This is a genomic window from Sphingobacterium sp. BIGb0116, from assembly GCF_024808035.1.
GTDB classification, from domain to species: Bacteria; Bacteroidota; Bacteroidia; order Sphingobacteriales; family Sphingobacteriaceae; genus Sphingobacterium; species Sphingobacterium paramultivorum.
The window spans coordinates 157,290-183,077 of sequence record NZ_JANUDT010000008.1; the positions used below are offsets into that span (position 1 = coordinate 157,290).

Consider the following 25,788-nt stretch of genomic DNA (forward strand, 5'->3'; position numbering starts at 1 on the left):
TTTAATAATTAGAAGCTAGCACGTAGCATTAAACCATATGTTCTTGTTGCCGGACTTGTTCCTGCATTGGAAACTTGATCGACCCAATTTGACCCACCAGTCATTTGTTCAGGATCTAGATCCTTTATACTTCTGTATATAAAGAATAAATTACGTCCAAATGCAGAGATTTGAAGGTTTTTAGCCCTTAATTTCTGTGCAACTGATTTTGGTAGGCGATAAGCTATTGAAAGCTCGCGCATCTTGATATAATTATTCTTTTGTACATATAGTTCGTAACGTGAGTTAGAATATTGTGGTCCGCCCCAGTTGTATGTGTTGTTGTAATAAACGGCTTGTGAAATAATGTTGTCGTTTTGCGATCCGTCGGCTTTAACTCCAGACATCAACATCCCATCATGATAAACAGTCTCTCCATTTGGACCTGTACTTCCGGTTGTTGAGATCCCTTTCCCATTAGCGATATAGTAGCTAAGCCCACCATGTTCTGTATCCATGTTGTTTAAACTTTCCTCTAAGAGACCTCTACTGATCATCCAGTTTATACCGGTAGGCATAACATGGCCACCCCAGCGAAAATCAAGTAAGGCATCCAAGGTGAAATTTTTATACGTGAATGTATTTGTTAAACCACCGACAGCTTTAGGCATTGCATTTCCTGCTTTGATCCAAGAATTGGCATCCACTTGGTATAAGCCGTTATCTTGGACAATTTTGTTACCATTTGCATCAGTAGCCAATGGGTGTACCATGATATCGCCCATTGGTTGACCTACCTTTGATACCAATTGTGCTGCTGAACCATCATAATCTTTATGCAAAAGCTCGGAAACGCCTCCAGGTAGCTCTTCTACGATATTTTTGTTCATCGAGAAGTTTAGTACTGTATTCCATTTAAAGTTCTCATTTTGAATTGGTGTGCCCGTGATTCCAAACTCCCATCCTTTATTGCGTAATGTTCCTACATTGGCCACGATTGAACTTGAACCCATAGAGATCGGTAAAGTATAATTTAGAATTTGATCTTGAATTAAGCCGTTATAGTAGGTGATATCAAAACCTAAACGATTATTTAGTAATCTTGTTTCTAAACCGAATTCATATTCTTTTTTGCGCTCAGATTTAATCTTTTCATTTCCAAAGGCACTTGTCGGTACATTCGTATAAATTACAGCTTGCCCACCCTGAGTTTGTACTCCCATGGTGTTCTGCGTATAACTTAATGGACTTTGGTAGATCTGTGGATAGTTACCAACAATACCAAATGATCCCCTTAATTTAGCGTAACTAAATATTTCAGGTAAATGGAAAGCTTCTGACAAGACTAAGCTTGAGTTTACGGAAGGATAGAAAGTAACATTGTTGTCTGGATGCATAGTAGAGATAATTTCTCTTCTCAATGTTCCCTCAACAAACCAATAATTTTTATAGTTGAAATTCAAAGTTCCGAATAACGCATCTCTCAATTGATTTCTGCGGTAATTGTATTTTGAATTTCCACCAATAGTATTTACCGAAGCGTTGATATCATACCAATTTCTTACGCTTAGTCCACCGGCAGTTTCCCGTTGTACATAGGTATCCTGACTCTTGGTCGCAGTATAACCGAGCATAGCACCAACTTTGATGTCTTGATTGATCTGTTTGCTATAAGAAGCCAAGAAATCTGCATAATAAATATTGGCATTTTGTTGGCCTAGACCAAAATACCCTGTATTTTCATAAGCTAGCGGTTTTTCATTAGGTTGTTTATCTTCGGTACGGAGTGAGGTCATATCTGCGGAGAATCGTGCTCTCAAAGAGAAATCACTTGTCACTTGCCAGGTATTGGTTACCGAACCCAACACGCGATTGGAATACTCATCATATTGTCTCGCTTTTGAATTCCAGATAAAATCCAATACGTCTGTTTTATACCCATTATAGATTAAATTTTCAGATGGTGTTAAGCTTTGGTCTGTGCCGGTAACATATTTATAGCCTAAACTCGTTTTATATTTGTTTAGATACCACTCAGGATTGTCAAATGTTGAAATCATCCCGGTGAAGTTATTGATTAAACGATCCGTAAGGAATGGTCTGTTATGTGTATGTTGGTTCACATAATTAACTACCACGTCTGTTGTTAGTTTATCCCAAAGTTTGAACGAGGAATTTAAATTGGCAATATTCTTCTTGTTTGAAGATTCAAGCGCGGTCATCTGATTATCCTGGCGTGTGACCGAGAATCTTGTATTTGAATTTTCAGTAGTATGACCGAGGGCTAAATTGAATGAAGTATTGTTTGGGTTGTTGAATAGTTTGTTGTATGAATTTTGAGCAGAATATGGGCGTACAACACCGTCCCAAGAAATAATGTCTTTACCGTCAAATTTAGGTCCGAAGTTTACTGTTGCTGGAAGTACGCCGCGCGTTACGCCGTTGATAGCTCGGCTATTATCATAATAGAAAAACATATCATCAGCCTGTCCATCATTCTGATAAGCTTTTGTATAACCAGGGCCTCTGACATCTTGAAATCTTGGTAGATAAGCAATTTTATCATGAGTGTAGGTCGCATTAAAATCTATAGAAAAGCCCTTTCCACCTTTCCCAGATTTTGTCGTTACCAATACCACCCCGTTCATTGCCTCTGACCCATACAAAGCTGCTGCAGAAGCACCTTTTAGAATGCTGATATTTTCAATATCTTCAGGGTTGAGATCTTCTAAACCATTTCCGCGAGCACGTTGATCACCCCAATAATCCGAATTGTTAAAGCTTGATTGTCTCATCGGTACCCCATCAATGATAACCAGTGGCTGTGAGTTTCCTGTGATTGAGTTAGTACCACGGATATTGATGTTAATACCCGATGTTGCTCCTCCGGGTGCTGCTGAAATACGAACTCCAGGAGCTTTACCATACAATGCCCCCGCAAAGTTCGGTGAACCGGTTTTTGTTAACTCTTTAGAGTCGACCGTACTCATGGCATAACCAAGTTCCTTTGGAGCTCTTTTAATGCCCATGGCAGTAACAACAACCTCTTCCAGGTTGGAAGCATCTTCTGTTAATTTGATATTAATCGTTTTTGAGGAACCAACGACTATTTCTTGGGACTTGTATCCGACAATGGATACACGTAAGACTTCACCTTGGGAAGCTTGAATTGTAAAAGACCCATTGGCCCCTGTTTGTGTACCCCTAGTTGTTCCCTTAACGGAAACTGTTGCGCCAGAGACTGGTCCATTAGCATCTGAAACTATTCCAGAAATGCTTTGCTGCGCATAAAGCGATGTAGCACTGAAAAGTGTACATAACGCCAATCCTGCAGTTTTTTTGTAAAATAGACTCATGTTTTAGGTATTTGTGTAAAACGTTAGTTAATAATGTTTGTGATGTATTTTTCTATGACTAATGCTGTTGTGCCGAGTTGCTGTGCTCTTTTGTGGAGGTCGGAGATCTCAATGCTTGTTTTCTTCGATATTTTAGGAATGCTATATTCATTTACTGCAACTTGAATATGAGGCGCAAGGATATAACCGATTTCCGCTCCACGACCACTGATGATAATTTTGTTCGGATTGAGAATATGTATCAACGTTGATATTCCTTTACCTAGTAAGTACCCAATTTTTCCGATATTATTGATTGCTATCTGATCACCAATGTGAACGGATTCAATAAGAGCTTCAGCTTTGTTGTCATATTCTTCTACAAGTTTTTCATATATAGAGTATTCGCCGTTCTTTATATCCTTTTCAATATTACGGATAGCAGCGCTAACAGAAGCTTCCACTTCTAAGCAGCCTCTCTTTCCGCAAGAGCATAGTGTTAATTCGTCGGAAAGAGGGATGTGACTGAACTCGCCAGCAAAACCAGAAGTTCCTTTAAAGATGTCGTCATTAATAAGAATACCCAAACCTACCCCCCAATTAAGATTAATGACAAGGGAGTGCGAGGAATCTTGTGCATTCCCAAATTTTTTTTCAGCCCAGGCGACACAACGTGAATCGTTGTCAATTACTGCAGGCACGTTAAACTTTTGTTCGATGAGTTCCTTTATATTATATAAAGGGGAATCACTGTTGTAGGATTCATTTAGCCCTGTTTCTGAATTGACAAAGCCCGGCATGCTAATCCCTATGCCGATAACCTGTTTTAAATCAATATTATTTGAAGAAAAAAAGCGATCTACGGTTTTTAATAGTACGTTTGCTGCATCAGGATCTTTAAGATCAATCGGAAGATTCTCTAACGATGACATGATATTCCCTTTAAGGTTTGATAAGGTAATTGCTGTGTAGAACTGGTCGATCGTTATGCTAATGATCGTATAGTTTAGATCTTCACTTAGCATAAATCGCATTGCCTTTCTGCCACCAGTTGATGCAGCATGGCCTTTCTCAACGACGATATTCTTTGAAAGAAGTTCGTTGATCTGTTTGGTAACAGAAGGTATACTTCGTGAAAGTGAGTTCGCAATATCTGCAATCGGTTGCATTGGCCGATAATACAGTTTTCTTAAAATCTCTACGACCATCTCTAGTTAAACATTGTTAATGCGTAATTTTTTGATTTATAATATCTTTTAAAATATGATATTATCGTTTTGTAATATCATAGGTAGTTGGTTTTCACCCATCTGATTTGTTTAATTTAGATTCGAGGCAGATGAGTTTTGTTTATGCTTGTTTTTAGTTTATAATCTAAAGATATATATAGTTTATTTTAAGTTCCAAATTCTTTTTAAATTTTTTAAAAAGAATTCAAAAGATCCTTTATTTTGACTAAAATTGCCCTTTTTTTGACCCTTTATTAAATGTTATTGTAACAAATATATGTGGACATACTGCCTTAAAAACAAAAAAGCCAGCTTTAAGCTGGCTTTTTTGTTTTTAAGGAAAGCTATTTCTGCTTAGCCCACCAAAGTGGTGTTAATACTTTGTCAGTGCCGCCCAATAAGCTTACAGCTTCCTGGTATCCTGCTGGATCGGTATCCCTAAATGATGACGGGAATGCTAACCGTTGAGGGAAGAATTTAATGCTGCTTGTCATGTAATTTGCAGATGTAAGATCAGGCAAGTTTGGCAATGCATTTTCAATAGCTGGATTCTCAAAGAATGGTAGTCCCAATCTTCTTTGGTCATTCCAAGATTCTAATGGTAACCATGGTAAATTAGCAATGAATTTTTGGGTAATAATTTTTGTTAACAAGTCATTGCGTACTGTTCCATTTTTATAAAGTGTATTTACGGGATACTTGATAGTTGCGGTTCCTGCAACATTTGTATAACCATCAATATAATTCATAGTATGGGAATCCCCTGGTTCGGCTACATGCGTAAAGCTAACAGATGTACCAACACGATTGTAATCCATCGAATTAATATATTCCGTCGCAAATTGACCTACACCCCAGTAATCGAAATTGGCTTTAATCCCATTTTCATATGCAGCTTGTGCTGAAGTTCCAGTAGTCCAGCCTTTTAATGAAGCTTCTGCCAGAAGAAAATAAGTTTCCCAGTTAGCGAAGAAAATACGACTATTTGCACTTCTTCTGAATTGTACACCAATCGCTGGAACTTTCCCTACAAGTGTACTTCTTAATCTATTATTTGTCCCTTTTGCAGCCCAGTCACCTAATGAAAATGCATTCCATGTATATTTGGTGTTAACAGCAATTTTAGTACTGCCGTTAACCAGGGTATCAACGGTTGTTTCTGAATCGTCGCCATTCATAAAGAAATTCTGATTACTGAAATCACCCGGAATGAAAAATGCTTTTAAAGCACGTGGGTCAATTTTATTTGGCAGACCATCTAACCAGTATCCCGCAGAAGGGTCATTTGTCATTGTGGTGAAATGGTTACTATAGCGTTTCCCAATGTAATTATCGGCTTTCACAGAAGATTTTAATGGCTCTGCAACTTGTTGTTCCGTTGGAATACCACCTAGCCCAAGGTATAGATTATTTAATGTAGCAGAAAGTGCTTGGTAGTTCCAGCTCCGGCTCATAACTCCAGTTAATGGGTCCCAGCCATCTTTTTCGGCCACCGTAAAATTATCCACTGTATTGATGATAAACTTATTGGATGCTACTGCTGCTTCAAACTCAGATTTCGCTTTCGTAGCATCTACTTCAGAAAGGCGCATTGCAAGACGCATACGCATGGAATTAGCATATTTGATCCATTTTTCATCATTGAAAGCATAAGCTCGGTCAAACTTCATCACATCGTCGGGTACTTTGACTCCTGACTTCATTTTGGATGTAGCATCTTTCAGCTCCTCAAAAAGATAATAGTAAACATCTTTAACAGAGCTGTATTTGGGATTAACACCTTGCGCAAATTCAATTGGCATAGGACCAAAGTTGTCTGCTGCTTCGCTGATCAGATATGCTCTCCAGATACGGGTAATCTGGAGCAGATTGTTGGTATATTCTTTTGCCGATCCTGCATTGATCTCGTTGGTGGCAATTTCGATCCCCTTTGTTGCATTTTTGATCCATTCAGCTGAATATCTGTAATACTCTTTTGACCAATCGTCGTTTACAGTTCCTGTTGCAAGACCATTGGTCATATGTTGGCGACCTGTAGTTTTCCAGTCCAAAACAAAGATACGCTCCGCAATATTAGGATCTTGTTGTGCTCCAGTAAGGGAATTGTTAAAAAAGAATTCAATTTTGACCTGATCGTCTGAGGCTTTATAGGGATTATTGTTCATCTCATCAAATTTGGAACATGAGCTGATAACTCCCCCTAGGAGTAAAGCAAAACTTATTTTTGATATGATATTTTTCATCTATTTAAATGTGTTTATTCATGAGCCTATTTTCTCTTTAAGGCATTCATGCCGCCTTCCGCGGTTTCAATTGTGATGAAGCCGTCAAATTTGTTTATTTCTATGTGAAACGGAATTTGTCGTGATGGCTTCATTATTTATCGTTTTTATTTGATTAGAATCCTAACGTGACATTAAGGAAGAATGATCTGGATGTTGGTGTTGAAAAGTTTTCAAAACCAGTTGCATTCGAGTTGATCGCAAATACAGATTCTGGATCTATACCGTTTGCATAACTCTTAATCATCCAGACATTATTTGCGGTCAAACTAACTTTAGCACGCTGTACGATACTGTTGCCAAGAATACTCTTTGGAAAATTGTAACTTAATGTCACATTTCTTAAACGGATATTGGTAGCATCATATACGTTCTGTTCTGTAATACCGTAGTTTCCTGAGGTAGATGTTACTTGAGTCCAGTATAACTGTTGTGTTGTTTGGACAGTATTTTTTGTATAAGATCCGTTGGATGTAATTACTCCATCAACCACAAATGGATTACGTTCTCCATTTGGAGCCGTAACAGCAGCATTACCATTTGCCTGTAAATTAAGATTCGTTCCGGAGAAGAATTCGCCGCCAAATCTTCCATCTACCTGAAAGCTTAAGCCAAAGTTTTTGTATGCAAAATTATTGCTCCAGCCTACTAATGCTTTAGGCGCTTGGTTTCCAAGTTTATGTAGTCCGCTCGCTGCTTGAGGCAATCCACTGCCATTTAGGATTAATTGACCATTGAATTCACTGTTAGAATCTTCAACACGTAAATATTTGGTTCCATAGATATCACCATACAATCCACCTTCTAATGCTCTAATCGATACATTGTCATATGAACCTAACGGATACATATCTACACCATCAGCCAAACTGATAATTTTATTTCTATTTCTTGAAAAGTTCAAGCTAGAATTCCAGATTAAACCTTCCTTGTTGGTTAAGATTCTTCCGTCTAATACGATCTCGAAACCCGAGTTTTGGATATTACCCGCATTAATTTTTTCGTACTCATAACCGCTAAACGGATTCATTGGAAGATCAATTAACTGATTAGTTGCGTTGGTTTTATACCATGCGAAATCCAAACCGAGTCTGCCGTTGAATAATCTTGTGTCAAAACCAAACTCGATCGTTTTAATGAGTTCACTAAGAATATCCGGACTAAACTTCGTGTTGCCCATTCCTGCGGTTGTGTTTCCATTTGGATCTTTCCCGATATTAAACACATTGTACAATTGAAAAGAGGGAAGGTCATTACCAACTTCGGCATAAGATCCTCTTAATTTAGCGAATGTTAACCAGCTTGGCAATGAACCACCATTTTTACTAACCATATCTGAGATAACCCATGATCCGCTGATGGAAGGGTAGAAGAATGATCTGTTATCTAATCCCAAGGCAGACGACCAATCGTTTCTTCCGGTCACATTAAAGAACAAGTAGTTGTCGTAGTTGATCTCCGCTGTTGCATAAAGTGAGTTTATCTGTTTCTGTAGTAAGCTCTGTTCGATGGTAGGGAAAGACTTACTATTATTGATGTAGAATAGATTTGGTACTTGTAATTCTCCTGTACTAGCGTCGATTCCTGTAGATCTCGTCTTCATGATCTGTCCAAATAAAGAGGCAGATCCACCCCATTTTCCAACCAAATTATCTTTGCGGGCGTTTACTGCCAACGTAAAATTATTTTCAAAGAATGTATTTTTACCGACACCATAGCTTCCGCCTGTAATTAATGGACTTCCACCATAAGTTTTGTTTTCGTAGTTGGTTGTATACTGATCTCGACCGAACCTAGCTTCAGCATTTAACCAGTCATTGAACTTATATTTGATATTGCCGTTCATAATAAAACGGTCACGGATATCATTGTTTAAGCGGTATTTTTCAAGCCAGTAAGGGTTCATTGTTTTGTTTTCACTCGTTCCGTACCAAGCCATATCACCAACAGAATTCAATGGATTTTTGAAATCCAAAATGTTCATGGAGCGAGGCATGGTAAATAAAGTGCTGTATACATTCGAATTGTTTTGCCCTGAAATTGGTCTATTTTTGGCATTCATGTTCATATACTGCACTTTGACATCGGTTGTCCAACGTTTGTCTGGGCCAAATGATGAAGTGACCTTCGTCATCAAATTGATCCTTTCTAATGAAGAACCCGGGATCTTACTTTGGTCATTTAAATAAGTCGCGGAGGAGTAAATATTTGTTTCGCCAAGTTGTTGTTGGAAAGCAAGGTTTTGCGTATGGTTGACCCCTGTGTTAAAATAAGCGCCGATGTTGTCGTAAACCTTCGTCGCTTTATCACCCCAACTCGTCGTGCTTATTGGATTGTAGACCCCATCTTTACCTTGACCAAAACTATTCTGGAGTTTAGGTGTCATGAAGATGGTTTCAATACCTAATGTAGAGGAATACGTAATACCAGCTCCTTTTTGAGCTTTACCTGATTTTGTGGTAATGACAATAGCGCCATTTCCAGCTCTTGAACCGTATAAGGCCGAAGCTGCGCCTCCTTTCAGCACAGACATACTTTCTATGTCGTCAGGGTTGATATCACCTAGACCACCTCCCATATCTGTTGCTGGGTTCCACATGTCGTTATTTTTATCACCATTTCCTTTCATACCACCAAGGAAATTATTCATTGGTACGCCATCAACAATGATTAACGGCTGGTTGTCACCAGTTAAGGAATTGTTTCCACGGAGTGTGATTTTTGTCGAAGAGGCAGGCCCTGCTGATCCTTTGATAACCTGAAGACCAGAAACTTTACCGACTAAAGCATTGGCAACGTTTGTTTCTTTTGCATCGGTAAGCTGTTCAGATTTAACTTCTTGAAAAGAATAACCCAGTGTTTTCTTCTCTCTTTTTATACCCATTGCTGTCACAACGACTTCTTCCAGCGCCGATGCATCTGCTGTTAGTGTGATGTTAATCGTTTTAGTCGAGCCAACAAGAATTTCTTGTGATTTATAGCCTACGATGGTTACGCGAATAGTTTCGCCTGGAGCTGCATCAATATGAAATGATCCGCTTGCATTAGTCTGGGTAGCTTTTGTAGTTCCTTTAACAGTTACAGTGGCTCCTGAAATAGGTCCTTTGTCGTCGGACACTTTGCCAGTAATCGATTGTTGTGCATATAGGGCTGATGCGCTGAATAACGTGCATAGCGCCAACCCCGTTGTCTTTTTGTAAAATAGACTCATTTTTTAGGTAATTAAGTAAGCTTTTTTAATTCGTTAAAATGTGATTGATATAATGTTCGACAACTAAAGCTGTTGTCCCTTTTTGTTGCGCCGTTTTATGTAAATTCGAGATTTCTATTTCGGTCATCCTAGCAATCCGGGGGATACTAAATTCATTCATTGCATTTTGAATTTGAGGAGCCAGTATATTTCCAATTTCAGCCCCCCTACCGCTAATGATAATCTTGTTTGGATTGAGAATATGGAGCAGCGTAGATATTCCTTTCCCAATCATAAAACCAATTTTTCCGATTTGATAAATGACCAACTGATCGCCAATTTTGGCAGCTTCAATCAGTGCATTGCTCTTGTTGCTCATCGTTTTTATCAATGTACTATATATTGAATATTCACCTTGTTGGATTGATATTTCGGTTTGATCAATAGCCGATTTTAAAGAGGCTTCGACCTCAAGACAGCCCCTTTTGCCACATGAACACAAGCTATTTGTGTTGGATAATGGGATATGGCTAAATTCGCCCGCAAATCCTGTTGCTCCCGTGAATATTTCACCATTGATGATAATTCCCAACCCTACTCCCCAATTCAGATTAATAACCAGAGAATGTGTACTGTTGATTCCGCTGCCAAATTCTTTTTCAGCCCACGCAACACAGCGAGAGTCATTGTCAATGACGGTCGGTATATTAAATTCTGTCTCAACGATTTTTTTGAGATTGTACAGTGGGTTATCCTCTGTGTATGAGTTGTTAAGGCCTGTGGTTGAGTTGACAAATCCTGGCATACTTATTCCGACACCAATTACTTTTTTAGTGTCGATATGGTTGTTTTCGATGAAGATTCTAAGGTGCGTAAGGATAGCAACACCGGCAGTTGGATCTGTGAGATCTAATTTGATGTCAACTTCCTCTCCTAAAATTTCTTGATGTAAATTACTGAGATGTATAGAAGTGTAAAATTGGTCAATTGATATACTAACGATTAAATTGTCGAGGTTTTCATTTAAAGAATACAACGCTGCTCTTCGGCCTCCGGTAGATGCAGCTAGTCCTTTGTCGACAATGATTCTTTGTTCGAGCAATTCATTAATTGCTTTTGTAACAATCGGTGTGCTTTTTGAAAGGCTTTTTGAAAGCCCTGCAATAGACTGTTCCTTTAAATAATATAGATAGGTAAGGATTTTCTCCTTTAATTCCATGTAATAATAAGTGTTTCGTTAGTGTATCCCTTTTAGCGTGTGCTAAAGATATGTTATTTTTATGTTAAGATAAAATAACTTTTTAAAAATTTTAAAAAGTTTTATTTTTTGATGAGCGTCTTTTAAATAGATTGGTATGATCATAAAAAAGAGCGCTCCAGTATTGGAGCGCTCGTGTATTAAGAAACTTTAGGACTTAATTAATATTTCACCACACTTTGCTTTTTTTGCCATTCGGTACTGTTGATTTCTCCTTTTGACGCTAAGAGTGTATTTTCTCGGTTGTAATTGAGGGTAACTATAATTTCATTAGCTTAGTTGCGTATTCGTATGATTTTTTGATCTAAATTTGCGGCGGTATTGCTACCTAAATCTGCTTAGTTTATGATGTTTTCTATTAGATGGTCTGCAACAAGTGCTGCAGTCCCCATCAGTTGTGCATTTTTATGAAGTGAAGATATTTCAATGGTTGTCATCTTCGCTATTTTCGGTATACTGAATTCATTAATGGCAACTTGTATTTGTGGTGCTATAATATTTCCCACTTCAGCACCGCGTCCACTGATAATTATTTTGTTTGGATTGAGGATATGTAGCAATGTTGAAATCCCTTTGCCTAACATGTAACCTATTTTTCCGAGGTTATTAATTGCAATCTGGTCTCCGAGTTTGGCAGCTTCGATTAATGCATCGGATTTATTGCTGCTTGCTTTTACGAAGGTGGAGTAGATAGAATATTCGCCATTTTCGATATCAGATTCTGTGTTTTGTATAGCTGCATTAAGAGATGCTTCAACTTCTAGGCAACCTCGTTTACCACAAGAGCACAAGGTGTTTTTGTCAGACAAAGGGATGTGACTGAATTCTCCCGCAAATCCGGTAGCACCTTTGAATATTTCTCCATTAATGATGATTCCCAAGCCGACTCCCCAATTTAGATTGATGACAAGTGTGTGCGCAATGTCAACTCCGTGTCCAAATTCTTTCTCTGCCCAAGCAATACATCGCGAATCGTTATCGATAACTGTATTGAGGTTTAACTTATCTTCGATTTGCTTATAGAGATGATGAAGAGATGAATTTTTAGGATAAGAATCGTTAATCTTCTCTTCGGGATTAACAAAACCTGGCATACTGATGCCGACTCCAATTATATGTTTTTTATCTATTTCACTTGTTGCTATAATACGTTCTAAATGCTGTAATATCATTTCTCCAGCGTTTTGATCTTTAAGATCTATGCCAACATCTTTTTGTTGAGCAATGATATTATGGGCTAAATCGGATATTGTGAAAGAACTGTAGTATTGATCAATAGCGATACTTGCTATTAGATGCGGCAGCTGTTTGTTTAATCCATATTGGGATGCACGTCTTCCACCTGTAGATTCTCCAAGTCCAGTGTCGAGGAGTATACCTGATTTAACAAGCTCATTAATCGTTTTTGTGACAATTGGTGTACTTTTAGAAAGATATTTTGAGATTTCCGCAATGGATTGCATTTCATTATAATATAATAATCGTAATATGTCAGCTTTCATCATTAGTGTAATTGGCTTGTGAAATAATGGTTATAATTCTATAATAAAGATAAAGTGTTTTTATCGTAAGTTCAAAATACTTTTTAAAAGTATTTAAAAAGTTGTGATTGTTCAAAACACTAGGTTGCATTGTTGTAATAAAGTTGCTGATCGCAAGGTTGAAGTTATAATCTATATATCTGTTGGAATTTTAAATGTACGCTTGTCAGAATCTTTTTTTAATAAAAAAGCTATTTTCCAAATATGGTTATTCTTGATCATTCCTATGACGTCGCTTGATCGGAGAGATTTCTTAGTGAGTATGAATTGCAGTGGAAAAAAACATGTTTTTTTCCACTGCAATTCGACAGTTCCTTCATTTTAGCGCGTTGCTTATTCGACAAGCCAATCATTTGTATAAAAGCCCGCATCAATAAGTGAACTTGGACCATATTTCAACATATCCAACTTGAAAAACATATAATCCGGGAAACCACTTGCACCAGCAAAGTATTGGTTTGCAGTAGCGGCTTTCATACCTTTGATTCCAGTGCCGGTAATAATGCCGATCGTATGGATATTACTTCCCTGCTTTTTCCAGATAAAGTAACCACCTAGATCATTACCTTCATATTTATGCACTCCCAATTTTATTGCTGAAGATGTTACGGAAATAGGACAGTCTGTCAAGAGTACGTTCCAAGCGCAGTTGGTCTGGCTGTTGCCGATAAGAATAATATTTCTATTGGCATATGCTGTGGTGTCAAATTCAGTGTCGGCGATGATGTCAAATGAGCCATTACCGCGGTAATACCATGACTCAGCATCGTATTTCGCTTTTTCAATTGCCCATTTATTTTCCTCGGGTGTACCTTTCGTACCATAAACGTATACCATGTTGTGGTTGAAGGCCTCTTTGAACATTCCGTTTCGGTGTGGTCCCTTTTCGGCAGGCGAAGGCTTTTCGATGATCTGCCATCCCTGTTTCGCCTTCCTTAAATAGATCATCGCATCTTTTGCTGATCTTTGGTAGCTGATCTGTGATAGCGAATCCAACATGATATTAATATGTTGACCTTCAGGAAAGGCGTCCAGATTTAAGGCCAGGGTTTTTAAATTGTCTGTTCGGCCTTGGATCGTATTGTTTTCTAGGTCACGAGTGAGCTGGATGTGTGAATAGGATAGTGCTTCTTCCTGTTGATAAATGGTGGCCCAATAGTAAGAAGCCGATATGCCTGGATTTGCTGTTTTAAAATCAATCTTATTGACGTCCTTATCGACTTTACGTTTATGCCATTTGAAATAATCAAACATGGGTTTCCAATCTACACTTTCATTACTATACCAGTGCGATCCACCGGGATATTCGTAATAACTGAAATCAGGATGGAATTCACCAAGAATGTTGCGCATTTGACGTGCATAGCTTATCGGTACGGTGCGATCGGCATCGCCGTGCAAGACGTAAATTCCCAGTGGCTTGTAGTTTGATGTGTAGGCGATGACGTCACTTTGGTTACTCGAACGGAGTAAAATATTTTCCATTTCATTGCGGCCTTTTTCGGGAATTAATCCGTCTGCCGAGCCGTAGCCTTTAAGTGTCGGGTAGCCGGCGCAAGGAGCAATTGCAGCCCATTTATCTGGATAAGTAGCGCCTAAGAACCAAGTTCCATGCCCGCCCATAGAATGTCCGGTTAAATATACACGCTGTGTGTCTGGTTTTAATGTCTGTTTTGCTAAAGCAAGTACTTCTAATGCATCTAAGCGTCCCCAATCCTCCCAGTTGAATCCACGAGGCCTACGGTTTGTTGGAGCTACTAATGTTCCCCAGTCTTTTGCGTGATAGGCCTGGGCCTGCCCTAATGCTTCCACGCCCGCACCGTGTACGGAGAAGAATAAAGCATCGCCTGATTTTTCACCGCCGGTCGCGGGATTCACCGCAAAATACTGTAGACTACCGTCGATTTCACTGGTAAAAGTATGGCGGTAGGGAGTGCTTGCAGATACGCTACGCAGGTTGATATTTTTCTGATCGATCAGTTTTCCTTTTTTGAACAAACCGAGCTTTACTGTGGGCGAACCGATGGCTACAATTTTTGACGCATCTATCTGCACGCTAATTTTTCTCGTACTATATGCCGGGATAACTGGAACATGTGTTGTACTTGTGGATCCTTCAATAGTATTCTCTATATTAAGGTCATACATGTTCTTGGATGTATTATTGATCACAACAACACCCGCCAGTAATTTACTGTTATTTTTACCCAAAACGATATCAGGAAGTGTAGCGTCGTTAATGTCCAATATCGCTGGCTGAGTAGGAAAAGATAGCTCAGCCTGTACCAATATACCACGTACATAAAATTCATTCAATCCTTTATTTAGTTGTACAGGAATGTTTAACCAGCCCATGCGATAGGGGTCACCGGAATGGAGTTCGCCGTTGATCAAAACAGCACTGTTGCCTTTGATATTAAGAATAGCAGCTTGCGCTTTCTTTGCGTTATAAGTCAGATACAAATAGGTAGGACCTAATCCACGTCGTGGGTTAGCGTTTTGTTGTGTACTGGTAGAATTAGCTATCTTTTCGATTCTTCCCGGGCCTGCAGGGTTATTGGGATTTCGTAGGTTTCCCCCCATACCGGGCGACGGTCTAAAAAAACCAGAGGTGTCAGTCTGGATAAAAGTCCACTTTGCTTGATCAACCTGCTTTCCATTTATGCTTTTCCCTTCTTTTGGCTCAATAAAGGTTCCATTGTAATAGTTCCAAAGAAACTCGTCTGAATAGACTGCTTCTCTGCCATAGGAATGCGTAATTTGTAAGTATAGTCCTTTTTCAAAACGATATTTGTTTTGGGCAAGTAAGCCAAAATGTAAAAAAGCGAAAGGTATTATAATTAATTTACTAACTGCGCAGGAGAAGATTTTTTGTGTCATCATTTTGATTCTTCTAAAAGTTGTTAATTATTATCGAGTTTAATAACAAATATTGTTAGTCAGGCGAAGTGCTGAGCTTTTCGTCATCTTCCTTGTATGGTACATAAATAAGTAGCATTGTCATCATCTCTTGGTCGGATTGCATATTGGAGTAAGAATATATATTTTGTGGTGGATTGAACGGATTGAATGGGTTTTTTTCGGTATTATCATACGTACATTCCATATGTATAGTAGAGCCGCGGGGTATCTTCATAAATTTTTTATAGCGATACATCTCTTGCCATCTATAATCCCATTTTGGAATATTTACGAGTGGAATAGTATCTCCCAGATTATTGGTGTAGTATGCCTTGAACGATTTCCCGATATAATGCATGTGTGGCCATATATAAAGTAAAGAAAGATCTTCGGTGGGATTTGTAAATTTCAATGTATAATCCTTTACTTGATTAGCTGGGATCATAAAAAAGGAAGGTCTAATATCCTTTTCTCCTAAACCGCCAGAGCCGAAGCTTACAACAGTAACTTTTCTTTTTATCGGTTTTTTGGTAAAAAATAAATGTATACCATTAACGGACTGCTCATCAATAGGTGTAGGAGAAAAATGGATAGATAGCAATATTATACCACGTTTAGGCATTGTCCATCCTATTCCTTCGGGATAAGATTCAGGTGACGAGCCTGGGATCCATCCTCCATAGTATGCCATATCACGCTTGAAAATTCTGTATGGATCTGTATAAATAGTATTGCCGTCGGTATGATTGGCAAATTTTGGTTGTTGATGAATATCTATTGCTGGATCTGAAATAACCTGTACTGAATAGTTAGCATGGTGGATTAAGCGTTTATTGTTGCTAAAGAATTCTACTCCTTCTATAGCTTGTTCTTGATCCAATTCAAAAGGTATCTTGAATTCTACGAAACGTTCTTTGTTATTTCCTTTGACGGTAAATGTATCTAAAGCTGTCAGTGTCAAATCTGGAGTTCGTCCATATCCAGTGATACTATACAGTTCACTTATTTCAGTAGTTGATTTTTTGCCTTTTTTTACTCCGTTATCGATCCAGTTGACGACTGTTTCGATTTCTTTTTTAGTCAGTGACCTATCGTTAGAAAAATGGACATAATTATTATCTGCAGTCCAAGGAGGCATGTATCCTGAAGTGATTACTTTTTTTATGAAATTACTTCGTTTAGAAATGTCGTTGTAGGTCAAAAGTGGAAAAGGAGCTGCTTCACCGGGTCGATGACAGGGTGCACATTTTGATAAAATAATAGGTTCGACATCTTGATAATAGGATTGAGCATAAGAATTTGTATCTATAAAGCCCACTACTATAAATATTGTTTTTAATACACTTGATATAACTTTATAAATAGCTGTTTTGTTCATGGCAATATTAAATGAGCGAGTCAATATCAGTTAATGATACACCCGATAGGTTCTGTCTTTTTTATAGTAATCGCTTGTTTTGACAGGTGTTGTCGTAAAGCATCTGCTAAATAGTGTGCTGTTGTCACTGTTCTTTTTTTGCCCAAATCAATTGCCCAATTATCAATAGCTCCAAAATAAATTACTTTTCCTTTTTCGACGAACGTAACTGTGGGAGTGATTTTAACATGAAGAAAATTGGTTAGATTTAAATTGCTGTCTCGGAATAATGGTATGTTAAGTTTGTATTTCGTTGCAAAAGCCTGAATTTCGGAGGACTCGTATAATTCTCCAGGAAAAATACCAATAAATGATATTTTATCACCATACTGCTTTGCCAAGGCATTTATGTCTTTTGTATAGTTTTGACACAATGGGCATTCGGGCGATAAAAAGATATAGACTGTAGCCAATTCAGAAGGCACAAATGAAGTGTCTGAATTTTTATTGATGTCTGTCAACCTAAATATTTCTTTATTTATGGTTTGTAAGAATGCTTTCGAAGGAAAGAATAACATCAATAGAAGGCTCATCATGAGTCCTTTTCCAAGTAATCTTTGGATATTTATTATGGGCATAACATTTTCCAGTTTATTAAAGTAAAAGAACTTACCTGATCCAATAAAGGGTCAGGTAAGTTGCATTGTGTTGTATTATTCACTTTTGTCCCACCATACACGTCCCAATATGCTTGTTGGCTCTCCGAAATCAGGATCTTTTCTCATTTCTTCGATTGCATCGAAACGATTTTGATAATTGTAATCGCCTGCTAATGGATAGTTTATTACGAATCTCCGTGGCATTTTTATTGCTTGACCTTCAACGAACCAAGGTTCAAAAGCAATTGCCGTGTTATTATTTGGCATATTTGTTCTTTTTACTATTGCCCACGCTTCATTATAATTTTTGAAGAAATTTAAATAAGCTTGCAATACAATTTGTTCTAATCCTTTGCTTGCTTTGAATTTAATGTCCGGCTGTTGTTTAAACGTTGCTATTTCAGTATCTGTCAAAGGAGAGTAGTCATAGATAAGCGCTTTTTTTGCTGCTTTATCATAAAACTTTAAAGAGGCTTCAACACCTTTATAGTACCATTCTTCAGCACTTTCGCTAGTTGTTCCACGTTGGGCTAGTTCAGCACGCATAAAGCATACATCAGCATAAGTTATCAATGGCATTGTACCTAATCCCGTGCCACCGTTATTTTCGGGTTGGAATAATCTATCTTGTATTCTGGAAACTGTATCTAATGTAATCGTACTTTGGCCATTTGCTATCTGAATTGGCGTAAAGAATCTTGATTTTTTTGGATCGTTTGGAGACGAAGGGCTAGAGTACTGACCATAATAACGCCTTGTATCAAAAATGGATGAGGACGGTATTTTGCCTTGTGCTTTAGCTAAAGCGAAATTATCTTCGCTCCACATATTTTTCACAAAGAAGAAACGTAAGCGCGGATCTTGATTATTCCACATATAATCAATCACATCGTGGTCTCCTACAAAAGCCCTTCCGTTGCCTGTAATGTTCCAATTGCCACCGCCAGTAAACTGAGCTCCTGGATAAAATACCCATTCTTCATCTGCACTGTTAATTACATTACTACTATTGGCAAGTACTTCTTTAACAATCGTTGCCATGCGTTGCGGGTCGCGTTTTGACAAGCGTAATGCAATTTTTAAACGAAGCGAATTAGCTGCCTTAATCCATCGAGACACATCACCTTTGAAATAAAGATCACTGTTACCATAGCTAAATTGTTCAACGGGTTGTTCTTTTTTTAGAACTTCTACTGCTGCCTTTAATTCTTGATCAAAGGTCGCATATAATTCGCTTTGTGTTTCGTATTTAGGGGTTAAGGTACCGCCGTATCTCGCCCCAAATGCCTCGGTATAAGCTAAACTGCCGTTAACGTCAGAAACATACCAGGCGTTATATACTTTTAGTATTGTTGGAATGGTGCGCATATAGACATATCTGGCCTTTTCGTCTTCACTCATTTTATCGACAGTTTTTTGGATATCAACAAGGACATTCCCAACACCAATATAAAATCTTCCATAGCGATTATTTGTATTGGCCGCATTTTCTGAAACCGTTATACCATTTCCTGTTCGTGACAGAAAAGCACGAGACCATCTTGAAATGAAATTGTAATTATCATAAAACGCTTCGAAATCATTGTTGTGGGCTGAAGTGATTGCTTGCGCGAATAGTGGTGGTAAAGAGATATTAATAACCGCATCAGGATCCGTGTTATATTCTGCGAAATCTTTTTTGCTACACGCACTTAGTGTAGCGATAAATATAGATAGAATAGTAATTCTATTTAAGTGTCTTGATAATATTTTCATGATCAAACTTTTTAACTTAAAAATTGGTGTTTAACGTGACAGAGAAGCTTCTTATTAGTGGCGTTCCTCCACCTAAAAATGCAGATGCAGATCCAGTACTACGATAATCTTCTGGATTGATATTGTCTGGTAAACTATTGTAAAGATATCCTAAATTCCTGCCAGATAGTGTCATGCGCAAATTGTTAAGTTTGAATCTTGATGCTGTTGTACGAGGCAAGTCGTAGCTTACAGAGACGTCTCTTACCATTACCCATGAGGATTCGAACGCAGATTTTTCGCGGATACCAGCACCCCAACCGAATGTGTTATTGTAGTATGCATAGGTGAGCATAGGATTTTTTAATCCCTGATCTACTGCTTCCTGATAGCTCATACCTCCAACATCTTTACCGCCTAACATTGTTCCTTGGGCAAAAACGCCATCGGGAATAAGTCCCCAAGCCTCATTTCCATTTGCATCCTTAAATTGTATCCCTCCAGCTTCTCCTTTTCGACCGTATAATGTACTCGCTATTTGTCCAGTTTGAGAGCCATAATTGTATGTTGGAGAATATACATATCCGCCAAATTTAGAATCGAGCATTACACTTAATGATAGGGCTTTGTAGTTCACGGTGTTAATAATGCTTCCGAGGAATTTGGGTTGTGTGGACCCAATTTTAACTTCTTTCTCTAATCCTTGCGCATAGTTTTGCGAACGTACGTACGATGCTCCCGTTGTTGTAGGTGACATAACGTATTTACCATTGCTCGGATGATCTATTGGATTTCCTGAACCATCTCTTGCCTGGAAACGAGCTAGACCATAAGAGGCAACCATAACGCCGTATTCTCCTCCTACTTCAGCGATAGCCCTAATACCGTCATCGCCTTCTAGTGATGAGACTGTTACACCTGGTGCCAATGCAATAATTTTGCTTCTATTACGCGTATAATTAAAAGCTACGTCCCAAGAAAAATTTTCTTTTTTAATGGGAGTACCATATATCTTAGCTTCGATTCCTTGGTTTCGGATATGACCACTGTTGATAAGCGCATTGCTTACGCCTGATTCTTGTGAAACTGGTAGGTTGATAATCTGATTTTTAGTGTTTTTTTGGTAATATGTAAAATCAATTCCCAAACGATTATTTAAAAATCTTAAATCAGTACCTGTTTCCCAGGTAGAGCTTTTTTCTGGGACAAGATGCCTGTTTCCTAAATTATTTGAGTCGAAATAATAACGCGTTATTTCGCCGTTTTCTGCACTAATATAATTACTAGTAGGAAGATAATATCCAGTCATCGCTCTGTATGCATCAGTTCCCTTTCCTACGATATTGTAAGAAAATCTTAATTTGGAGAAGCTGAATATAGTGGAAGGTAATTTCAAAGCGTCATGGAATGTCCACGCTAGATCCATTCCTGGGTAAAAATAGGAGTATGTACCAGTCTGGTCAGGGTATAGAAGAGATGAATCCCAGTCATTACGTCCGTAGAGATTTAATGTAAGCCATTTTTTATAGGTGACTGCACCTTGAAATAACAAGGAAAAACTTTGACTAATATAAGGTTTGCTTTCAGAATAGCCTATAGCGTTTGTTGAATTGGAAAGACGGAATATGTCTGGGATACGCATGCCATTGGTCCACGCTTCTAACCCCTTACGTTCGGAGCGATTTACTTCAGCTCCTCCTAATGCAGTGACTTCAAAGTCATTGAAAGTTTTTCTATAGTTAATATTACTATGATATCTTGTTTGGATTACTCGATACTGATTTGTGCGGTAGCTACCTCCGTTAAAATTAGATTCTTGTCCCCTGTTTCTCTGTTCGTTATTGGCATTGAATAGATTTACGCTGAAGATATTTTCCATTTGTAGCCAATCCGTGAAGTTAATCTTTGCATTGATATTACCACGGAAGTTTTCTTCTTTTTGAAGTTGTTTTTGTTCGTACAACGTGAAAAATACGCCTTGTGATGAAGTCGGATCTTGATCACTAACACCGCCATTGATAGGGTTTAGATATTGATCTTTCCAATACATTAGGTCATACTCTCTAGGCATTCCCCATGTGAGACCATACATTAAATTGTTTCCTCCAGAAGAACGATTTGGGTTGAAACTGTTGCTCCCAACATATGTTGCCCCCGCATCTATTACGACAGCTTTTCTAATGCGATGAGTAGCTCTTAATGCAATACTATTTCTATCAAATTTATTTTGTGGAACTACTCCTTTTGCATACGAATTTGAATAGGAGATACGAAATGTCGTTTGTTCGTTTCCTCCAGAAAGCGCTAAATTAGAGTTTCTGTATTGGCCTGTCTGGTAGAGATCAAGGATGCTGTTGTTTGGCTGAAATTTTATTTCGTGCCCGGCAGGATCTTTCAGCGTGCGTCCGTCAAAGGCTGGTCCAAAACTATAGCCAAAATAAGTGGCGGGAATCTGTTCTAAGCCATCATTACCTTTGGGATAAACGTAGTTCGGTAATATTCCGGTGCCGTATTTATCTTGAAAGTCTACTGTTGCATAAGGATCGTCGATTCCTTGTGTGTGGGTAAAAGAAACTCCCAGTCCACGTTGAGAATAACCTTTTTTGGTCGTAATTAAAATTACCCCATTACTTGCTCTACTGCCATAAAGAGCGGTAACGGACCCTCCATTTAAAACAGAGATAGATTCGATATCATCTAAGTTGAAATTTTTAAGAATGTTACCGAAATCTTGTTCTCCACCGCGATTTGGTATGACGACGTCATCATCCATAATGATACCGTCTACGACAATTAAAGGGGTATTGCCGAAAGGATCGAGCGAGCTTGCCCCCCGAATAAGAAAACGCGGAGTCGATTGAGGGCCACCGGTACCAACGTTAACTTGCATGCCGGGGACCATTCCTTGCAAAGCTGCAATTGGGTTAATAGCATTTGTTTTTGCAATGTCTTCTCCACTGATTTGTGTCATTGCGTATCCCAGTTGTCGACGCTCTCTGGATTCACCTAAGCCAGTTACAACAACTTCATCTAAAGCGGATGCATTTTGTGATAATGTGATACTAATTTTTGTATTGGTACCGACTAAGATTTCTTGTGGAGTGTAACCAACTCGTGTTATACGAATCGTTTCGCCCTGTGCCGCTTGGATATTGAAGGATCCATTTACGGTGGTTTGTGTGGCCCTAGTAGTGCCTTTTACAGCAACTGTTACCCCAGAAATTGGTCCATTGGCATCCTTTACCGTTCCGGTAATAGTCTGCTGCGCATAGAGAGCCGATGCACTAAAAAGAGTACATATCGCCAATCCTGCGGATCTTTTGTAAAATAGACTCATGCTTATAATATTTAGTATTAATAATGATTAGTTTTTATTTACAACTTCTAACGTTGTTTAAGTTTGTTATATGGTCTCTCATTCGTTACCGTTACTGCTAACGGTTGATATGGATGGCTACTAAAATAATTTACCGCTAATTTTAAGGCTTTTATTTTCTCCATTCAGCCCTAGGCTAACGGCATATGATTTACTTTATAGCCTGATCCAAATTCATTCGGGTGTTCATCGAAAAGATATTGACTATCAGATTGATTTGATAATTGTTAAGGCTTTTCTTTACAGTTTAAGATTGTTTAAATAATTTTTTTTGCACTTTGTGGGCAACTTAAAATAGGATTTACGTCATTTCAGGAAGCTGAGAGATTGAATAGCGTGCTTGCCTCTCTCGCTGAATTAATAAAGTTCGTTGTGCTTGCTTGGAAATTGTACTAAGCGGCTTCACTTGCTTTTTCGCTTGTTTTTTTTGCGTAATAAATTCATTTTCTATTATTTAAGGTTAGTAAAGTTGTTTTATGATGGGCAAATCCATGGGATTACACCTGATGTTTACTGTTAATCTAAGGTACTTTCGTTAATAATTTTTTATGGCCAGACGGTTATTTCTGACTGTTTCGTTTAAACAACAAAATATGGTTAGTATAAAAGTTGTTGGCTAAAATTAGTTATTTACCGTTAAGTTTCAAATACTTTTTAAAAATATTTAAAAAGTATTTGATTCTTAGCCATTAAATCTATGCAAACGTTTGTTATTGTAACAATCTTATCGTTTAACCTTCCTGTTTATGCCATTAAATTGTGGATTAGGCATAAAAATGAAGGTCAAATACCTTATATTTACCTCTTAATTATAGTATCTGATTATGAAACAACGCTATTACTCCTTGGATGTCTTTCGTGGGGCTACTGTGGCACTGATGATTATGGTAAATAATCCAGGGACATGGGCTCATATGTTTGCACCGCTAAAACATGCAGAATGGCATGGATGTTCACCTACAGACCTGGTTTTTCCTTTCTTTCTTTTCGCAGTGGGTAATGCCATGTCTTTTGTTATACCTCGTTTACAGGAGGCGGGGCCTACAGTATTTTGGCAAAAAGTAATTAAACGGACGATCTTGATTTTTGCGATTGGACTTTTCATCAATTGGTGGCCTTTTGTGAAATGGGATGGTGCGGAGCTTATTTTTAAACAATGGGTTGATGGCACTGATCCGAGCCGGGGAATTCGGATTTTCGGTGTACTCCAACGCATCGCAGTTGCATACTGTTTTGCTTCGATTTTAGCTTATTATTTTAAAGAAAAAACGATTATTTGGATCTCGGCAATCATACTGTTGTTATATTGGGCAATCTGTGCAATAGCCGGAGGAGCAGATCCCTATAGCTTAGAAGGCTGGTTCGGTACAAAGTATGATATAGCAATCCTAGGTTTACCGCATGTTTACAAAGGGGAAGGGGTGCCATTTGATCCAGAAGGGCTGATGAGCACATTACCGACAATTGTTCAGGTCGTCTTTGGCTATTTAGTTGGTGTATTTATAAAAAAGCAAGGTCAGGTGGATTGGCTTTGGTCCAAAGTGCCGGCCTCGCATGAGCCCCATTTTAAATTGCTGGCGGGGATGTTTGTGACCGGATTTATTTTGGTCGTATTGGCTTGGATATGGGCTTTGGGTTTTCCGATCAACAAAAAAATATGGACAAGTTCCTATGTGCTCTATACAACAGGTTTGGCAACTATGACACTAGGTGGTATGATCTGGTTTATTGAGGTACAGGGTGTCAAAAATAAATTGACACAGTTTTTTGATGTTTTTGGTAAAAATCCGTTATTCATCTTTGTATTGAGCGGGATTTTGCCACGCTTTTTGGGATTGTTCCGTATTCCCGATGGTGTAAAAGAGGATGGCACGCAAAAATACCTCGACGCTTTTGCCTGGTTCTATAAATACGTTTGTGCGAAAGCCCCCGGGATACCGGAAGTAGGCTCTTTTGTATATTCCTTATGTTTCCTGACGTTGATGTGGGTAATCTGCTATTGGTTGGATAAAAAGAAAATTTATGTAAAGGTGTAGCATCAGCTGGATCTTTGCTTGTTAAATTATTTTGGCACTCAAAGATTTTTACTATCTTTGCAGCCAATTAATAAAATTTTTAACGCTTTAATATTATTCAGGAAATGTATTTAAGTAAAGAGTACAAAGCTGGAATCTTCGCAGAATTTGCTGGATCAGCTACAAACACAGGATCTACTGAAGGTCAAGTTGCTTTATTCACTAAGAGAATTGCTCACTTAACTGAGCACTTGAAAAAAAACAGAAAAGATTTCGGTACACAACGTGCCCTACAAATGTTAGTAGGTAAACGTCGTTCATTATTAGCTTATCTTTACAAAAAAGATATCAACCGTTACCGTGCGATCATTAAAGGTCTAGGTTTACGTGATATTATCAAATAAGCTTTAATACAAAGGTGTTAAGAAAGCCATCCAATTTTTGGATGGCTTTTTTTATTGTGCTTATCGTGCCCGAATTGTTATAGGACTTTTCGCATCAGCATGGTCGTTTTCTGTTCGTCATGGCTTTTGTCGTAGTTCAGGACTTCCTTAGGTTAGCGGACGAGATTGGGCTAGTTGTCCCTTACTTCAGTTTCACTATTTAGTCGTTATTTAATCGCTTTTTCCTCGGAGCTTGTTCGCTATTTCTTCGCTACCAACCGAAGAAGTACCGAAGAAGCTCCGAACAAGTACCGAAGAAGCACCGAGGAATCTCCGAAAATGATAACTATGTCTTATACTTGTTTTTATTGTCTTATACTGCGCAATAGGTTAAATCCACCGTTACAACTGATAGGTCTTTGTAAGCCTTTTTCGAGAGATAAGAGAACTTGAGGGAACTTCAATCGATTCATTGCTTGACAGATTAAGGCAGTTGCTGCCGTATTCCGATGGTTTGATGATTTAGCCTGCTGTTAATTGCATTAATCT

Annotated in this window: 13 protein-coding genes; 2 read left to right on the forward strand and 11 right to left on the reverse strand. The window is 38.3% G+C overall.

Annotation, left to right across the window (positions count from 1 at the left end; genetic code table 11):
• Window positions 1-8: 8 nt before the first annotated feature.
• The 11 genes from M2419_RS18755 to M2419_RS18805 all read right to left on the reverse strand — a co-directional run bounded on the left by M2419_RS18755 (window position 9) and on the right by M2419_RS18805 (window position 22,802).
• Window positions 9-3,335, reverse strand: coding sequence for a SusC/RagA family TonB-linked outer membrane protein (locus M2419_RS18755; RefSeq protein ID WP_153847076.1), 3,327 nt, complete (start codon window positions 3,333-3,335; stop codon window positions 9-11).
• Window positions 3,336-3,358: 23 nt separating this feature from the next.
• Window positions 3,359-4,483, reverse strand: a complete 1,125-nt coding sequence (locus tag M2419_RS18760; protein ID WP_194932902.1) for an ROK family protein — start codon at window positions 4,481-4,483, stop codon at window positions 3,359-3,361.
• 404 nt (window positions 4,484-4,887) lie between these two features.
• Window positions 4,888-6,786 carry a SusD/RagB family nutrient-binding outer membrane lipoprotein gene (locus tag M2419_RS18765; RefSeq protein ID WP_153847074.1) on the reverse strand — a complete coding sequence of 633 codons (1,899 nt, stop codon included), beginning with the start codon at window positions 6,784-6,786 and terminating at the stop codon, window positions 4,888-4,890.
• A 154-nt stretch (window positions 6,787-6,940) separates the two neighbouring features.
• Window positions 6,941-10,036: a SusC/RagA family TonB-linked outer membrane protein gene (locus M2419_RS18770; RefSeq protein WP_153847073.1), complete on the reverse strand. Its 3,096-nt coding sequence runs from the start codon at window positions 10,034-10,036 to the stop codon at window positions 6,941-6,943.
• Between the two features lie 25 nt (window positions 10,037-10,061).
• On the reverse strand, window positions 10,062-11,234 hold the full coding sequence (locus tag M2419_RS18775; RefSeq protein ID WP_153847072.1) for an ROK family protein: 1,173 nt from the start codon (window positions 11,232-11,234) through the stop codon (window positions 10,062-10,064).
• A 377-nt stretch (window positions 11,235-11,611) separates the two neighbouring features.
• Entirely contained in the window at window positions 11,612-12,736 is a 1,125-nt protein-coding gene (locus tag M2419_RS18780) for an ROK family protein (RefSeq protein WP_259255514.1), read from the reverse strand.
• A gap of 411 nt (window positions 12,737-13,147) precedes the next feature.
• Window positions 13,148-15,697 carry a prolyl oligopeptidase family serine peptidase gene (locus M2419_RS18785; protein WP_259255515.1) on the reverse strand — a complete coding sequence of 850 codons (2,550 nt, stop codon included), beginning with the start codon at window positions 15,695-15,697 and terminating at the stop codon, window positions 13,148-13,150.
• 52 nt (window positions 15,698-15,749) lie between these two features.
• Window positions 15,750-17,093 carry a cytochrome c gene (locus M2419_RS18790; RefSeq protein ID WP_182330166.1) on the reverse strand — a complete coding sequence of 448 codons (1,344 nt, stop codon included), beginning with the start codon at window positions 17,091-17,093 and terminating at the stop codon, window positions 15,750-15,752.
• A gap of 26 nt (window positions 17,094-17,119) precedes the next feature.
• A complete protein-coding gene (locus tag M2419_RS18795; RefSeq protein ID WP_182330164.1) occupies window positions 17,120-17,710 on the reverse strand; it encodes a redoxin domain-containing protein in 591 nt (196 codons plus the stop codon).
• Window positions 17,711-17,785: 75 nt separating this feature from the next.
• Window positions 17,786-19,486: a SusD/RagB family nutrient-binding outer membrane lipoprotein gene (locus M2419_RS18800; RefSeq protein ID WP_182330162.1), complete on the reverse strand. Its 1,701-nt coding sequence runs from the start codon at window positions 19,484-19,486 to the stop codon at window positions 17,786-17,788.
• 16 nt (window positions 19,487-19,502) lie between these two features.
• Window positions 19,503-22,802, reverse strand: coding sequence for a SusC/RagA family TonB-linked outer membrane protein (locus M2419_RS18805; protein ID WP_182330160.1), 3,300 nt, complete (start codon window positions 22,800-22,802; stop codon window positions 19,503-19,505).
• Between the two features lie 863 nt (window positions 22,803-23,665).
• Here M2419_RS18805 and M2419_RS18810 point away from each other — a divergent pair.
• Together M2419_RS18810 and rpsO are read left to right on the forward strand one after the other, a co-directional pair.
• The gene (locus tag M2419_RS18810) at window positions 23,666-24,877 is read left to right on the forward strand and encodes an acyltransferase family protein (protein WP_259255516.1); all 1,212 of its coding nucleotides are present in this window, start codon (window positions 23,666-23,668) and stop codon (window positions 24,875-24,877) included.
• Between the two features lie 104 nt (window positions 24,878-24,981).
• On the forward strand, window positions 24,982-25,260 hold the full coding sequence (rpsO, locus tag M2419_RS18815; RefSeq protein WP_159730588.1) for a 30S ribosomal protein S15: 279 nt from the start codon (window positions 24,982-24,984) through the stop codon (window positions 25,258-25,260).
• The last annotated feature ends 528 nt before the right edge of the window (window positions 25,261-25,788 follow it).